Origin of the sequence: Eubacterium album (assembly GCF_025336545.1) — a bacterium.
Classification (GTDB): domain Bacteria; phylum Bacillota; class Clostridia; order Lachnospirales; family Lachnospiraceae; genus Eubacterium_U; species Eubacterium_U album.
This window is the reverse complement of record NZ_JAODBU010000007.1, coordinates 39,695-55,444: the sequence shown is the minus strand read 5'-3', so window position 1 is coordinate 55,444 and position 15,750 is coordinate 39,695. Positions and strand designations below refer to the sequence as shown.

The 15,750-nt window shown below is 33.8% G+C and carries 14 protein-coding genes; all 14 read right to left on the bottom strand.

The features are described 5' to 3' along the window. Positions 1-1,767 carry a V-type ATP synthase subunit A gene (locus N5B56_RS07850; RefSeq protein WP_260978690.1) on the bottom strand — a complete coding sequence of 589 codons (1,767 nt, stop codon included), beginning with the start codon at positions 1,765-1,767 and terminating at the stop codon, positions 1-3. Between the two features lie 41 nt (positions 1,768-1,808). Then, positions 1,809-2,123 (bottom strand): V-type ATP synthase subunit F, encoded by a 315-nt coding sequence (locus tag N5B56_RS07845; RefSeq protein ID WP_117910346.1) that lies wholly within the window; start codon positions 2,121-2,123, stop codon positions 1,809-1,811. Continuing rightward, positions 2,116-3,087, bottom strand: a complete 972-nt coding sequence (locus N5B56_RS07840) for a V-type ATPase subunit (RefSeq protein ID WP_117910345.1) — start codon at positions 3,085-3,087, stop codon at positions 2,116-2,118. The genes N5B56_RS07845 and N5B56_RS07840 overlap by 8 nt, the downstream gene beginning before the upstream one ends. A 16-nt stretch (positions 3,088-3,103) precedes the next feature. Beyond that, positions 3,104-3,697, bottom strand: coding sequence for a V-type ATP synthase subunit E (locus tag N5B56_RS07835; protein ID WP_118565492.1), 594 nt, complete (start codon positions 3,695-3,697; stop codon positions 3,104-3,106). A 30-nt stretch (positions 3,698-3,727) separates the two neighbouring features. Continuing rightward, entirely contained in the window at positions 3,728-4,201 is a 474-nt protein-coding gene (locus tag N5B56_RS07830; protein WP_022088271.1) for a V-type ATP synthase subunit K, read from the bottom strand. Positions 4,202-4,203: 2 nt separating this feature from the next. After that, positions 4,204-6,222, bottom strand: a complete 2,019-nt coding sequence (locus N5B56_RS07825) for a V-type ATP synthase subunit I (protein WP_118565493.1) — start codon at positions 6,220-6,222, stop codon at positions 4,204-4,206. A gap of 133 nt (positions 6,223-6,355) precedes the next feature. Further along, positions 6,356-6,670, bottom strand: a complete 315-nt coding sequence (locus N5B56_RS07820; protein ID WP_117910342.1) for a hypothetical protein — start codon at positions 6,668-6,670, stop codon at positions 6,356-6,358. A 385-nt stretch (positions 6,671-7,055) separates the two neighbouring features. After that, positions 7,056-8,450: an NAD(P)/FAD-dependent oxidoreductase gene (locus N5B56_RS07815; RefSeq protein ID WP_022088268.1), complete on the bottom strand. Its 1,395-nt coding sequence runs from the start codon at positions 8,448-8,450 to the stop codon at positions 7,056-7,058. A gap of 150 nt (positions 8,451-8,600) precedes the next feature. Then, positions 8,601-9,422: a Cof-type HAD-IIB family hydrolase gene (locus N5B56_RS07810; RefSeq protein WP_147586408.1), complete on the bottom strand. Its 822-nt coding sequence runs from the start codon at positions 9,420-9,422 to the stop codon at positions 8,601-8,603. A 122-nt stretch (positions 9,423-9,544) separates the two neighbouring features. Beyond that, positions 9,545-10,024, bottom strand: coding sequence for a Cys-tRNA(Pro) deacylase (gene ybaK, locus N5B56_RS07805; protein ID WP_117910340.1), 480 nt, complete (start codon positions 10,022-10,024; stop codon positions 9,545-9,547). Further along, positions 9,975-10,847 (bottom strand): NAD(+) diphosphatase, encoded by an 873-nt coding sequence (gene nudC / locus N5B56_RS07800; RefSeq protein ID WP_260978689.1) that lies wholly within the window; start codon positions 10,845-10,847, stop codon positions 9,975-9,977. Before nudC ends, ybaK begins: the two co-directional genes overlap by 50 nt. A gap of 96 nt (positions 10,848-10,943) precedes the next feature. Further along, a complete protein-coding gene (locus N5B56_RS07795) occupies positions 10,944-12,431 on the bottom strand; it encodes a DUF1846 domain-containing protein (RefSeq protein ID WP_022088264.1) in 1,488 nt (495 codons plus the stop codon). Between the two features lie 250 nt (positions 12,432-12,681). Then, positions 12,682-14,277, bottom strand: coding sequence for a hydroxylamine reductase (hcp, locus tag N5B56_RS07790; protein WP_260978688.1), 1,596 nt, complete (start codon positions 14,275-14,277; stop codon positions 12,682-12,684). A 95-nt stretch (positions 14,278-14,372) separates the two neighbouring features. Continuing rightward, complete coding sequence (locus tag N5B56_RS07785; protein ID WP_260978687.1) at positions 14,373-15,671, bottom strand: putative ABC transporter permease; 1,299 nt, start codon at positions 15,669-15,671, stop codon at positions 14,373-14,375. Positions 15,672-15,750: the final 79 nt, after the last annotated feature.

Below are 15,750 nucleotides of genomic sequence, written 5' to 3'. Positions count from 1 at the left end.
TTAGAAGTCCTCCTTATCAAATGCTCCTGCAACCTGAATTTCAAGTTCCTTTAAGATTTCATCATATCTACTCTGAATATCTTCTTCCTTAGTATACTTAAATCTTCCGATTTGTTCTCTTATTGGAAGTGCTATTAATTTGTCAATTGAAGCACCATTTGAAAGAGCTTCATTTGCCTCATAATAATATCCAAGTACTAATTTCATCATTAAATATTGCTTATTAAGAGAAGTGTATGTGTCAATCTCATGGAATGAGTTCTGATGTAAGAAATCTTCTCTTATTGATCTTGTTGCTTCCATTTTTAGTCTGTCAGGTGCTGAAAGTGCATCCATACCTACCATTTTTACAATTTCTTCCAACTGTGCTTCATCCTGCAAAAGACTCATAAGCTCCTGTCTTAATTTAAGCCATTCTTCTGATACATTTTCTTCGAACCATTTTCCTATATTATCTACATATAAGGAATAACTTGTTAACCAGTTAATTGCAGGAAAATGTCTCTTATAAGCTAATGCTGAATCAAGTCCCCAGAATACCTTTACGATACGAAGTGTAGCCTGAGACACAGGTTCTGAAATATCACCACCCGGAGGAGATACAGCTCCAATTACCGAAAGTGCTCCTTCTCTTCCTTCTTTTCCAAGTGAAATAACCTCACCTGCTCTTTCATAAAACTGAGCAAGTCTTGAACCTAAATATGCCGGATAACCTTCTTCACCAGGCATTTCTTCAAGTCGTCCTGACATTTCGCGAAGCGCTTCTGCCCATCTTGAAGTTGAATCTGCCATAAGTGCTACTGAATATCCCATATCTCTAAAATACTCAGCAATTGTAATTCCTGTATAAATAGAAGCTTCTCTGGCTGCAACAGGCATATCTGATGTATTTGCTATTAATACTGTTCTCTCCATCAGGGAACGTCCTGTCTTTGGGTCCTTTAATTCCGGAAATTCATTAAGTACATCTGTCATCTCATTTCCACGTTCTCCACAACCAATGTATACAACAATATCTGCCTCTGCCCATTTTGCCAACTGATGCTGAATTACTGTTTTTCCTGAACCAAATGGTCCCGGAACTGCTGCTACACCGCCTCTTGCAATTGGGAATAATGTATCTACTACTCTCTGACCTGTTACCAATGGTTTTGTTGGTGGAAGTTTCTTTGCATATGGTCTTCCTTTTCTAACCGGCCATTTCTGCATTAATGTAATTTCTTTATCGCCGTCTTTTGTCTCTACAACTGCAACTGTCTCTGTAACTGTATAATTTCCGGCTGTTATTGATTTTATTTTTCCTTTAATTCCATATGGAATCATTATCTTCTGAGTTACAACTTCTGTTTCTTTTACAGTACCAATAACATCTCCTGTTTCAACTTCATCTCCAACATTCATGCAAGGTACAAAGTTCCATTTTAACTCTCTCTTTAAAGATGGCACTTCAACTCCTCTTTTCAAGTTGTTTCCTGCCACTTTCATAATATCATCAAGTGGTCTTTGAATTCCATCATATATACTTGCTATAAGTCCCGGACCTAATTCTACAGATAATGGTGCTTCTGTTGACTCAACTTCTTCTCCCGGTCCAAGTCCTGCTGTTTCTTCATATACCTGAATCGAAGCCTGGTCACCATGCATTTCAATGATTTCGCCAATAAGACGTTCTTTACTTACTCTTACAACGTCAAACATATTGGCATCTCTCATCCCTTCTGCTATAACTAAAGGTCCCGCAACCTTCTTAATTACTCCTTTGCTCATACTAGTCTCCTTACTGTGAAATAAAATCACTTCACTTTAATTTATGAAAACAAAATATCGCTGCCTACAGCCTGTTCTACACTTGCCTTAACTCCTGCAACTCCTTCCCCGGTATTTCCAAATACGCCGGGAATTAATATTATTGCCGGTGACAGCATTTCTTTATATTTATTTATCTCATGATTAATCTGAACTGCCAGACCTTCCGTCACATAAATAATTTCGTATTCGCTTTTAGCCAACACTCTAAGGGTTTTAATTCCCTCTTCCGGGTCGGTTACCGGGAATGTGTCCATTCCGATTGCGCCAAACCCATATATACTGTCATAATCACCTAACACTGCAATCTTATACATACATTTTCCTTAACCTTTCCCGAATATAATCATCACTTAAGTTATTTAACTTTCCGGTCAATATAATTCTAACTGTTTTTATTTCATTTTCTCTTGCAAGAAAATATGCAAGTATTGGGCCTGCCGAAAAAGAATTATATTTTTCTTCTTTGATTTTATCGATTATTCTATTATCACACCATCTTTCAAAAGCTGACGGTGATTCTTTTATATGTTCAGCTGCCTCGCTGTATCCTGCCGATTGTAAATAACTGCATATTCCATCAATTCCTGATTCCGCGCCTTTAATTAAAGAAGCTTTGCTTAAAGAATCACAGGCAACAATTGCTCTTTCCATAAAATCTTTTGATTTCTTTGTTTTAGCACATCTTACTGCAACTCTTATATTTGCAACTGCAACCATTTCTTCAGCATATTGTTTTATTAATTTTGAATCTGATTTTGCTCCTTCTTCTTTAACAGCTTCTAATGTTGCTGTATCAATTATTATGTCGCATAACTGACCATCCTGAGTTTGTAGTAACGCCTCTGTCGCTTCATTCGCTACATAAGCCATTCTTTCAGGCAAACTGTCAAAATCTTTTCTTTCAACCATATCCTTCAACTGCTCAGGTGACCATCTGCAATTATCATAATATGCATGCTCTGCTTTATCTCCACTACATACCTGTTTAATTGCTGCTTTTAAATTATGATACTCTCTTGGTACTGTAATTACAGCAAATGCATCTTTCTCATTTACTAACTCATGTATGTCATCCCAGGTTTTCTTTCTCTCAAATGCAAGCATTTCATCTTCTGTTTCCGCCGGTTCTCCATTTCCCCAACCATGGTCATGAAGAAATGCCATACAGCTTTTATAATCTTTACAAGCCATCAACTGTTCAATCACTGAATCAGAAAATAGTGAGACCTCTTTTGCACGAACACGGGCAACCGCATAAGTATAATTGGTTTCTGACATATATTTTTCTCCTCAACTATTTAAACAGGAATCTGTTAATTTCATCCTGCAAATCATCTTTTTTATTGTGAAATACAGCATCAAAAGTACAATTTTCCACTATATCTCCGTAATCAAGAATCATTCCATTTTCAATATTTATAGGTTCATTGCTTACTGATAATTTTCCATTATTTTTGTTTGCTGCTTCACTTATCTTTTCCTGAAAATCCTTAGGAAGTCTCTCTAAATCTTTTTTATTAAGGCACATTTTTCCTTCTGCCGGCTGAGCATATTCCTCTGTCATTTTTATTAAATAACCAAAATATTCCTCATCCGAAGCATTTACCATTTTGTTATATGCCTTATTCACTATATCTGAAATAATTTTTTGTTTTGCTTCAAGATATTTCTGCTTTGCTTCCATTCCGGCTGCTGACTTAATTTTACTAAATAGTAATTTTTCTTCACTCTCAGCCTTTTTTGTCCCTGCAGTCTCTATTTTATCAATTTCAATTTGAGCGTTTTCTTTTATAGAGTCGCAGGTGTCTTGTGCCTTTGCCAAAATATCTGCCGCTTCTTCATTTGCGTCAGCTTTAATTTGGTTTAATATTTCTTCTAATCCACCCATGGGCAACTCCTTTCTGCTTATATACTTCTATTAAACCGGAATATTACTTACAGAAAGAATTGATATAAGAAGTGCTAAAATAGCATATGTTTCAACCATTGCAGGGAATAACATTGACTTACCAAACTGTTCAGGTTTCTTAGCTACGATTCCAATACTTGCAACTGCTGTTTTTCCCTGGTGTAATCCTGAGATTAAACCAACAACACCAATTGGAAGACATGCGGCTAAAATCATAAGTCCTGTTCCTGTTGATATTGATGCAAGATTTCCGTTTAATAAACCGATTTTACTTAATGTGATAAATGCAACTAATAAACCGTAAATACCCTGTGTACCAGGAAGAAGCTGTAAAATTAAAACCTTTGAAAATTTACCCGGATCTTCTGTTACTACACCTGCTGCTGCCTGACCTGCAATACCTACACCCATTGCTGATCCTGCTCCTGCCAATAAAGTTGCTAACGCTGCGCCAAGAATGGCATAAAAAATTCCTAATTCCATTATTATTTCTCTCCTTTATCTAACTCAACATATTTTGTTTTTAATGTGAATGGATTGAAGGCTCTGCCTCCTCCTTCATAGAATTTTCCGAAAAATTCTACATACTGTAATCTGTTTGTATGAACATAAGCTCCTAACAGATTGATTGCAAGGTTTAGTGTATGACCTACAATAAATACTATTATGAAAACTATTATTCCTACCGGGCCATCGCCTATCATGCTGCCCATAGAATTTACAACTGATGCAATAACTCCTGTTGCCAGACCTAATGCTAAAAGTCTTGAATATGACAGCAAATCGCTTAGCCAGCCTGTTACGTTATAAATATCATAAGCTCCAAGAGCAATTCTGATAGCCCACTTGTTACCTTTTCTTCTGCCAGACATAAGAAGCAATCCTACAAGTCCTATTATTGTTAAAACTTTTGACAGGATTGTCAGCCATACCGGAAATACAAATGTCATCTGTGAAATAGATGCAAATAAATCAGTTGGCAATAATAACAATATTAATCCGATTAACAGTGAATACCACAATAATACATCACATATAAAATCCACTATTTTATTGTCTTTCAAAAGCATATACCCTTTTATTCCAAGTCCTAAGAACATATGAATAATTCCTATTACCATTGAATACATTAACAGTCTCATCGGATCGTTAAGCGGAACAAACCACAACGCTTTAAGTTCTATATTTTTATGGAAAAATACATTCGATACAACTGTAATTGCATCACCAAAAAATCCTCCAAATAGCAATCCCCATATTGTCGTTGATATTCCGCAATACATAAACATATGCAATGATTTATTTAACGAATCGCCCATTCTAGGGAATTTTTTTATCGCTATAAAGCATGCTAAAAATATTATCAATCCATAAGCTGCATCGCTTAGCATCATTCCAAATAAAATGTAATAAAATACTGCCATTATTGCACTTGGGTCAAACTCGCCTTTCTTTGGTAATCCAAATGATTCAACAACACCCTCTACAGGTCTTGCAAAAGCGTTGTTTTCAAGTAAAACCGGAGGTTGTTCTTTTGCCGATATCTCTTCTGCCTCAATCATAACCGTGAATTTATCAGTAAGTGTTTCTTTAAGCTTCTCAAATTCTTTTTTTGGAATATAACCTGTAATTATAAATACATGTTTTGTTTGAAGAATCCTTCCAAGTACATCGTATTTTTCTGCTCTGCTGTTAAAATAATCTGCCGCTAACTGAATGTCCTCTCTATCCTCTGCTAATTGCCTGAGTTCCTCAATGCGATTATCTATGCTGTTTTCAAACTCAGCAATCCTCTTTGTCCATTTTTCCTTAGATACCTCAGGAATACTTCTCATTATCAGCGAAGGTCTTGAAAAATCCATCTGCCTCAATGCTTCCTCAAACTGTTCTGCATCTTTTTTCATACAAAATCCTGCAACACAGGTCTGATTTTTGTCTGAATAAAATATTCTTACATCGCTCGCTTTAGGGAACTTTTCATTTGACTGGATTTGCTGATACAGTTGTTCCTGAGTAATATTTCCGGGAAATGAGCCATAAATAAACGCTGTCTTTTCAGTTCCCGTTGTCGCACCCGGAACATCCATATTTAACCATGGTTTTACAGCTTCTATATTTGCTTTTAATTTCAAAATATCATTTTGTTTTGCTGATATTTCTTTTTGCAAATTAAGAATAGCTGATATTTTATCCATTATTTCATCTCTATTATCTGAAATTCTTTTAAATTCATTTGAAGCAACCTGCCTCTTTCCTTCTAGAGACGAAAACATTGATTTCTTTTCCGGTTCATATTGCTCTAATACTTCCAAAGCATTTTCTGCTAAAGCTGCATTTCTTTCAAAACTTGATTTAGCAACACTTGTATCCATCTTGGAAAAGCCTTTTTTTACTTTTCTTTCCTTGATTTCAACAACACCACTTCTTTGAATATATTCTATGATAGGCTTTCGTTCTTTTTTCAGGGCACAAATGCATATTTTTTGCATTTCTAATACTGCCATTTTATCATGCCTCCCTTCTTTATTTCTAAAGAAATAACAATTTATAGTTATATGATAATTTAATTATATCGATTAAGCATCAATTCCTTCATTATATGCAATCTAATAATCTTAAATTTCAAATCACAAACAATTAAAATTTCATTACTTCTTCTACTGCCTTATTTACAGCCTCATTTTCGAGAGTTAAAGCCTTGTCATACAGTTCTTTAACATTCTTTTCATTATCACTTCTAATTGTTTTTGCTTCTTTCTCTCCTCTTTCTCTGGCTTTTTGACAATATTCTTCTATCTTGTCTTTCTGCCTTTTTACTGCATCATCAATGCTCTTTTCAGCATCTTCATTTGCCTTTTTTATATTTTTTTCAGCATCTTCATTTGCTTTATTAACAATTTCTTCCCCTTGTTTTTCAGCTTTTTTAATGGAAGCCATTGTTTCTTTAATCATTAAGACACCACCTTTCTTAAAATCTCATAAGCTATAACATTTTCATAAACATCTAAAGCTTATATTCTCTGTAGATTTCTACATCTTAAATTGAATTATACTATACATATTTTTTCTAAAAAATATACAAATTTCGCCAAATGTATAACAATTAAATGCAATTTTCTTTTACTGTAATGTATTACTTTCTTCACTAAAACTGTAAATTCATACTATTGATACAGGCACTTAATCCTATTTAATAAAAAATATATTGTGTATTTTATCTTTTCTCTAATATATTCTTTTCATTTATTTTGTGTTTATTCTATTTTTAATAAATCCGGCTGATTCTCATGGCAAAAGAAGCAACAACCCATCTATCCAGACAGATTGTTGCTTCCGTTTATTTATCTAATAATTTTCTTCCCATAAGAACACCCATAACTGATGCCATCATAAGACCTCTTGTCCATCCTGAAGAATCTCCAAGACAATGTAAACCTTTAATGTTTGTATTAAGGTTTTCGTCCATTTTTACTTTATTTGAATAGAATTTTAATTCAGGGCTGTACAACAATGTTTCTGTTGAAGCGAATCCCGGAACAACTTTATCAAGCATTTTTATAAATTCAATGATATTTGTCATTGCTCTGTATGGCATTGCCGCTGTTATATCACCTGCTACTGCATCTTTAAGTGTAGGTTTAACATTACTCTGTGCTAATTCTTTAGGCCATGTTCTCTTTCCATCGAGAATATCTCCGTATCTTTGTACCATAATATGACCTGCGCCTAACATATTTGTCAACTCACCAACCTTTTGTGCATATTCAATCGGCTTGTTGAATGGCTCAGTAAAGTTATGGCTTACAAGTATTGCAAGGTTTGTATTATTACTCTTCTTTTCCTTGAAGCTATGACCATTTACTACAGCCAAATCATTGTCATAATTTTCCTGCGCAACAAATCCTCCCGGATTTTGGCAGAATGTACGTACCTTATTTTTCCATGGTCTTGGATATCCGATAAGCTTTGACTCATAAAGTACTTCGTTAACCTTTTCCATTACTTCATTTCTGCATTCTACACGCACACCGATATCAACTGTTCCCGGTTTATGTGCAATATTATGTTCTGCACATAGTTTTTCTAACCAATCAGCTCCTCTTCTTCCTGTTGCAATAACAACTTCATCTGCATAATAATGAACACTTTCATTACCTTCTCTTAAGATAACACCTTTACAGCCTTCTTCATCGAGAATGATATTTTCACATTCTATTTCAAATTTCATTTCAACACCATGCTGTAACAACCATTCCTGAATATTGTAATAAAGCTGCTGTGCCTTTTCCGTTCCCAAATGTCTGATTGGGCAGTCTACTAACTTAAGACCTGCCTTAATTGCATTCTTTCTTATTTCCTTGATGTCTTCTCCCTCGTAAATTCCTTCTACATGTGGGTCTGCACCAAATTCCAAATAGATTGTATCTGTATAGTCAATTAATTCCTGTGCAAATTCTTCTCCAATAAGCATCGGCAAATCTCCACCTACTTCATATGACAAGCTTAACTTACCATCTGAAAAAGCTCCTGCTCCGGAGAACCCTGTAGTTATTGCACAATTTGGCTTGCAGTTAACACAATGTCCTACTTCCGCTTTCGGGCAATGTCTTTTTTCTACTGCTTTTCCTTTCTCAACCAAAAGAATCTTTTTGTCACTATTATTCTTTAATAATTCTAATGCTGTAAAGATTCCTGCCGGTCCTGCACCTACAATAATCAAGTCATAATGCATACACAATCAACTCCTGTTCTTTAAATTTGTTATGCGTCACTTTTCCCCGGACGCTACAAAACCGGATTCGTAAAGAATCCGGTTTGTTGTTTTATATCGTGATTTCTTACGTCTCATTATATCACAAGTATATATGTTTATTCAAGAATTTTATTTCTCAAGCAAATATTTATATATCGCTTCTGCAACCCCGTCATGGTCATTATCAGCAACCTTAACATCTGCTATCTTTTGTGCATTTTCATTTGCATTACCCATAGCTATGGCAAGTCCTGCAGTTTTTAATATATCTAAATCATTATCTGCATCTCCAACAGCAATTGATTGTTCAATTCCCATATTTAAATACTCACATAATTTCTTTAATCCAAAGCCCTTTGTAACACCAAGAGGTGATATTTCAAGCGATGTTTCTTCCGCATCCAACATTTCTATTGGCAAACCCTGTAATTTTTTTCTTGTATTTTCCCTATCCTGTGGAGTTGTATGGAACAAATTTATTTTTTCAATTCCCTGCTTATCTTCATAATGAAATTTTATTGTATCTTCTACTTTTGTGCATACTTTTTCATACATAGGTATATAAACACCCATATGATATTTATCCATTTTTGGTATTAACTTCTCAGGTGAAACTGAACGTCCTTGCGAAATCAAATGCACAAAAACATCTTTACCTTTAACTGCTTCAAATACTTTTTTTACAATATCTTCATCTAATGTAACTACTGATATTATCTCATCTTTTTTTAAGTTATAAACTAATGCTCCACTTTCAAGAATAGCATATTCCATATCCTTTAACATTTCCCTATACTCAGTCAATTCAGCTAATGCACGACCTGATGATAATGAAACATATTTTCCATTTGCTATTGCTTCTTTTATAGCCTTAATTACTCCATCAGTAATTTTCTTTTCTGAATTAAGCATCGTTCCATCCATATCCAACCCAATTAATTCGTATTTCATTTTCTTCCTCCTATTTTCAAATTTTCTATCAAAGACATACTATATTCTAAGAATTTAGAGTGCTACGTATGTTAGTTTGTGCAAGAATTCTTTCGTTAGTCTTTCTTAAATATGCAGTATATCTATACAGTAATTTCAGCGGTCTGAACAGGAATTACCTTTCTTAAATCTTCAAGTGTAATTTCTACCTGATAGCCGATTTTTCCACCACTTACGCAAAATTTTTCTACTTTTTCTACACTCGAATCAATTGTTGTTTTAAATAATTTTTTCATTCCAATCGGTGAGCAGCCACCATGAATGTATCCTGTAAGTGGTAAAAGTTCCTTTGATTTTATCATTTGTATTGATTTTTCTCCTACAGCTTTTGCTGCCTTTTTTAAATCAAGTTCTTTTTCTACAGGTACAATAAATACATAGTGATTTTTTGTCTTTCCTTCTGTGACTAATGTTTTAAATACGCACTCCGGATTTTGTCCTAATGCTTTTGCAACATCAGTCCCACTTATTGCATCTGTATCACCATAATAATAATGCTGATATTTAATTTTCTTACTGTCTAAAACTCTCATTACATTTGTTTTTTCGTCTTTTGCTTTCATTTTCTCTCTCCTTGCGAAAACATGTCATCATTTCTCTTGTTAGGCTTATCTTTTCTTCATCATCCGGAACATCTTTATAATTAACCCATTCTGCTACGGACAATTCATCTTCATCCATTGTAATTTTCATATTGCCATCTAGTTTTGCAAAAAATCCCATAAGGACATTACCATCATATCCCCATGGTTGGCTTTTGTAATATGTTATATCTTTAATATGCACTCCTGTTTCTTCAAATACTTCCCTTGCAACTGTTTCTTCGATAGTCTCTCCTATCTCTGTAAAACCTGCAATTAGTGCATATCTTTTATACTCTCTGTCTGCATATTTTGTTAATAATATTTTATCATTGTCCGTCACTCCTACTATAACTGCCGGAGCGACTTTAGGGAATACCTGATTTCCACATTTAGGACATTTTAACATTCTTATTTTATCATCATGTTCCAGATTGCAACCACATGCACCACAAAATTTATTCGACTTATACCATATATTTAAATGCCATCCTGTTGCTGCTGCCATTACTTTAGCCATTGGCTTCATTGTTCTTGTCTTAAACATTGGTACATACTCAAATCCATCAGCTTCTATTTCGTTTTTTTCATAGAAATATGAATCATTTCCTATACTAAAAAAATAAACCAAGGCCTCATCCCCCTGATTTATCTGTTTATACTTCTCATATGTTAAATATTCTATTGCTTCTGCCTTTTTAGATAACAATACCCTTCTCCCACTGTAACTTAATACATAATCATTATCTTTAGGCTTAATATTTTTATATTGATTGTTTAGTTTTGGTTCTATGTCCTGTATCATATTTACCTCAACTTTCCCTGCTTATTTTAACCGGTTATCAATCTAAGAAAAATTAATAACCGGTTATTTTAATGTTTATATTTATTATTTTGCAAATTAGTGTTTATGATATTTTCTTCCATCTTCTTCGTATTTAGGTTCACATGTAAGCTGTATTCCTAATCTCTTAAATGTCTGTTCATCTACTGATGTAAGCAATACTGTAGAATGTGCCTGACATCCTTTTAACTTATGTAACTGCTTCATCGCTACTTTTGCAACTTCACTATTTGCTGCTGTTGATGATAAAGCAATTAAAATTTCGTCTGTATGAAGTCGTGGATTCTGACTTCCTAAATACTGTGTCTTTAATGTCTGAATCGGTTCAATTGCCTGTGGTGATACCAATTTAACATCATCTTCAATTTTACCTAATTTCTTAACTGCATTTAATAAGGCTGCTGCAGATGAGCCAAGCAAATCACTTGTTTTTCCTGTAATCATTGTTCCATCTTCAAGCTCAATAGCTACTGCAGGACTACCTGTTTTTTCTTCAATTTCTTTAGCTACTTTTGCTACTTTTCTGTCATCAATAGTAACTCCTGCCTGCTGCATCAAAAGTTCTAATTTATATATGTCATCTTTTGTTTCACCATTACGTTTTTTATCGCATAAACATTTATAATATCTTCGTAAAATTTCCTGCTGTGATGCTTCACAACATACTTCATCATCCACAATACAGTTACCAGCCATATTAACACCCATATCTGTAGGTGATTTATATGGACTTTCACCTGCAATAAGTTCAAACATTGCATTAACAACAGGGAATATTTCTATATCTCTATTATAGTTAACTGTAGTCTTTCCATACGCTTCTAAATGAAATGGATCAATCATGTTTACATCATTAAGATCTGCTGTTGCTGCTTCATACGCAAGGTTAACAGGGTGCTTAAGTGGAATATTCCATATAGGAAATGTTTCAAATTTAGCGTATCCTGCTTCAATTCCTTTTTTATGCTCATGATATAACTGTGAAAGACATGTTGCCATCTTTCCACTTCCGGGACCCGGTGCAGTAATAACTACTAAAGGTCTCTCTGTTTCTATATAATCATTCTTTCCATATCCTTCATCACTTACAATGTGATTTACATCGCTTGGATATCCCGGAATCTTATAATGTCTGTATGACTTAATTCCAAGTTCTTTTAATCTCTGTTGGAATAATTCTGCTGATGGCTGTCCTGCAAATTTTGTAAGGCATACACTTCCTACAAAAAGACCAACTGACTGAAATTCGTCAATAAGTCTTAATACATCTAAATCATATGTTATTCCATAATCGCCTCTTACCTTATTTTCTTCAATGTCTTCCGCACTAATTACTATAACAACTTCTGCCTGGTCTTTTAACTGTAATAACATCTGTAATTTTGAATCAGGCTGAAATCCCGGAAGAACTCTTGATGCATGATAATCATCAAATAATTTTCCACCAAATTCTAAATATAACTTGTTTCCAAATTTTTCAATTCTCTCTCTGATATGCTCTGACTGCATTTTTAAATACTTGTCATTATCAAATCCAATTTTCATTTACTTAACCTCTACCTTTTCTAATTGACTTTAGAATAATTCCGAATTAAATTCTTATTTCTATTCAATAATTACATAAGCATCCTCTTCGGCTAATAAATCTTTTGTTTTAATCTCATTTTCCTATTCTAGCAGAAAAACATTAATAAATGAAGAGTCTATATATTAATTTATCTAAAAATAATAACAGTCCGGCCATATAGCATAAACTGTAATAATCCCTGCTATTGTATGGTCGAACTGTTTTATTTTACTTATTTGTCATAATTTTTTCTAAATCTTTATCCGGTGTACTAATAGGTGAAATGTTATAATTTTCCACTAAATAATTCAATATATTTGGTGATATAAAAGCAGGAAGCGTTGGTCCTAAATATATGTTTTTAATTCCAAGATATAATAATGTTAATAAAATACATACTGCCTTCTGTTCATACCATGATAAAATCATTGATAATGGTAAATCATTAACTTCGCATTCAAATGCCTGTGCTAACGCAATTGCAACTTTTATAGCTCCATATGCGTCATTACACTGACCCATATCCATAATTCTTGGTAATCCGTTAATATCTCCCAAATCTAAATCATTAAATCTGTATTTGCCACATGCAAGTGTTAAAATAATAGAATCCTTTGGTGACTGCTTAACAAATTCCGTATAATAATTTCTTCCGACTCTTGCTCCATCACATCCTCCAACTAAGAAGAAATGACTTATTTCTTTGTTCTTAACTCCTTCAATAACCTTATCTGCAACTCCAAGAATAGTTCCATGTCCAAATCCTGTCATGACATATTTTCCACCGTTTATTCCCGTCATAACTTTATCTTCTTCATAACCGCCAAGTTCAAGTGCCTTATTTATTATAGGAGTAAAGTCCTTGTCTTCTCCGATATGAACCATCTCAGGATACGAAACAACTTCCGTTGTAAATACTCTGTCTGCATAACTTTGCTTAACCGGCATTAGACAATTAGTTGTAAATAATACAGGTCCTTTGATATCATCAAATTCCTTTTGCTGATTCTGCCATGCCGTCCCAAAATTTCCCTTTAAATGAGAATATTTCTTCAATTCCGGATAACCATGTGCAGGAAGCATTTCTCCATGAGTATATATATTTATTCCTTTTCCCTCTGTCTGCTGTAATAACAATTCTAAATCTTTTAAATCATGTCCTGAAATTACAATAAACGGCCCCTTTTCTATAGTTAATGGGACTTTTACCGGAGTAGGATTTCCATAACTTTCTGTATTTGCCCTATCAAGTAATTCCATGCATTTTAAATTCTTTTCTCCCACTTCAAGCGCTACTGACAGAAGTTGTCCAACTTCCATATCATAAGTAATAACTGATAACGCTTTGTAAAAGAAGTCGTTCACCTCTTCATCTTCATACCCTAAAACCATGGCATGATATGCATACGCTGCCATCCCTCTTATTCCAAATAAAATAAGTGATTTTAATGAGCGGATATCCTCATCTTCATTCCACAACAAATTCATATCATAATCTTCGGTACTTCCACAAGGCATCGCACACGCATTGCAGTTTGGTGCAATTGCATTTTTTTCTAAATGAACTTTATCTATCATTTCTTTTAATGTATCATCATTAAAATTAACATTCGTTATAGTTGTAAAAAGACCTTCTATTATAATTTTGTCTGTTTCTTTTCTTTTAGGATTATGACTTGTACTTTTTGCCAGTCCTATTATTGCACCTGTAAGTTTGTCCTGCAACATAGATGTATCGGCTGACTTTCCGCACACTCCCATCGCTCCTGTACAGCCTGTACATCCGGCTGTCTGTTCACATTGAAAACAAAACATTTTATCCATCTATTAAAATTCCTTTCTGATGTAAAATTATCACATGCAGATAGTATTATAATTCAAATAACATTTCTGTTGTTTTAACAACATTTTTCAAATAATTAATTGGCATTTTTTGCATTTGGATATATTTTTTCCATTCTGGCATCATTGTAATTATCATCAACCCATATCTGCCACTGCTTTGTTGCCACTATTCCATTTTCTCTCTGGTCATATCTATGAAGCACCATGCATGTCGCAACGACATCAACACTCATAAATATAATCAATACCCATGTACATATTTTTCCCGGCTTTACAGGAATTTTTTCAATTATTGCTGATAATTTAGGGTAACATATTTTAAACCATACAACTGCTGCCATTCCCCAGAAGAAGCAATATAAAAGATTTATTCTTCCTCCTAAGTTAAATGGTATTTTGCTGTAATCCCAAAATATCTTTCCAAATATAATTTCGGTAAATACACTACATAAATATTCGTATGCTCCCCCTAAACACGTTCCCATTATAAATAAGAAACTATCACTTTTTTCTCTATATTTATAGAGCATTGCCGTTACGATTGCAATTGCCAAGCCCCACACTATACTGAACTGTCCCCATATTACACTGCTTCTTCTCATCCATACTCCTGCTGTAACCCTGCAAAATATTGTTTCAGTTACATCTCCAAGAAATGAGCCGATAAAAAACAGTAATGCAATTTTATAAAAATCACATCCCCTTGCAAATACACTCTTATCCTTTTCCTTTTTCTCTACTTTAGAAGATTTTGGATAAGCTTTATCTATACGCAGATTTATTCTTTTGGCAATCCATTTTTCAAGTTTTAAACTAATTTCCGTAAATTTATTATTTGCTTCAATTATTTTATCTACGCCTTTACCTTCAAATTTAATAATAATTGAAGAAAATACTATATCTGCAATAAGGCATCCTGTTATAATCCATAAAATTATATGCATTAAAAGTTCCGGAAATAATTTGTACAAATCAAGTAACAGACTATCTCCAAACTTAACAACTATGTATCCTAGCACGCCCCATACTGCTGCCATTGGAACGCATACATATCCTTCAAAATTCCATTTAATATCTGAATAATCCCACCATTTTTCGTGGTATATTTTTTCAACTAAATGTCCACCAAACCATTCAACAACAGATGCATATATAGCTGCAAATAAAATCAACCAAATTCCTGTAAGTTCGTGTAATGTTGTTGATATTAAAACTGCACTGATACCATATATAATACAAAATGGTCCATTTATAAGACCTCTGTTAACTACTTTTCTTTCCTTTATTGTTGCAAATACTGTTTCTAGAATCCATCCTAAAAATGAATAACTTAAAAACAGCCACATAAGTTCATATACTGACAGATTGTCCATATTACTTTCTCCTTAGTTCTCCCTAAATTTATCCTTGTGATATATGTCTGTAAAAATCTATCACATATACCAATTCTTT

Excerpts from the sequence above, each read along its gene's own strand:
- N5B56_RS07830 (WP_022088271.1), bottom strand. The coding sequence starts at position 4,201 with ATGGAATTAGGAATTTTTTATGCCATTCTTGGCGCAGCGTTAGCAACT.
- N5B56_RS07840 (WP_117910345.1), bottom strand. The coding sequence starts at position 3,087 with ATGTCAGAAACCAATTATACTTATGCGGTTGCCCGTGTTCGTGCAAAA.
- N5B56_RS07835 (WP_118565492.1), bottom strand. The coding sequence starts at position 3,697 with ATGGGTGGATTAGAAGAAATATTAAACCAAATTAAAGCTGACGCAAAT.
- N5B56_RS07795 (WP_022088264.1), bottom strand. The coding sequence starts at position 12,431 with ATGAAAATTGGATTTGATAATGACAAGTATTTAAAAATGCAGTCAGAG.
- ybaK (WP_117910340.1), bottom strand. The coding sequence starts at position 10,024 with ATGAAAGCAAAAGACGAAAAAACAAATGTAATGAGAGTTTTAGACAGT.
- N5B56_RS07825 (WP_118565493.1), bottom strand. The coding sequence starts at position 6,222 with ATGGCAGTATTAGAAATGCAAAAAATATGCATTTGTGCCCTGAAAAAA.
- N5B56_RS07820 (WP_117910342.1), bottom strand. The coding sequence starts at position 6,670 with ATGATTAAAGAAACAATGGCTTCCATTAAAAAAGCTGAAAAACAAGGG.
- N5B56_RS07845 (WP_117910346.1), bottom strand. The coding sequence starts at position 2,123 with ATGTATAAGATTGCAGTGTTAGGTGATTATGACAGTATATATGGGTTT.
- N5B56_RS07815 (WP_022088268.1), bottom strand. The coding sequence starts at position 8,450 with ATGCATTATGACTTGATTATTGTAGGTGCAGGACCGGCAGGAATCTTT.
- N5B56_RS07850 (WP_260978690.1), bottom strand. The coding sequence starts at position 1,767 with ATGAGCAAAGGAGTAATTAAGAAGGTTGCGGGACCTTTAGTTATAGCA.
- nudC (WP_260978689.1), bottom strand. The coding sequence starts at position 10,847 with ATGATACAGGACATAGAACCAAAACTAAACAATCAATATAAAAATATT.
- hcp (WP_260978688.1), bottom strand. The coding sequence starts at position 14,277 with ATGGATAAAATGTTTTGTTTTCAATGTGAACAGACAGCCGGATGTACA.
- N5B56_RS07785 (WP_260978687.1), bottom strand. The coding sequence starts at position 15,671 with ATGGACAATCTGTCAGTATATGAACTTATGTGGCTGTTTTTAAGTTAT.
- N5B56_RS07810 (WP_147586408.1), bottom strand. The coding sequence starts at position 9,422 with ATGAAATACGAATTAATTGGGTTGGATATGGATGGAACGATGCTTAAT.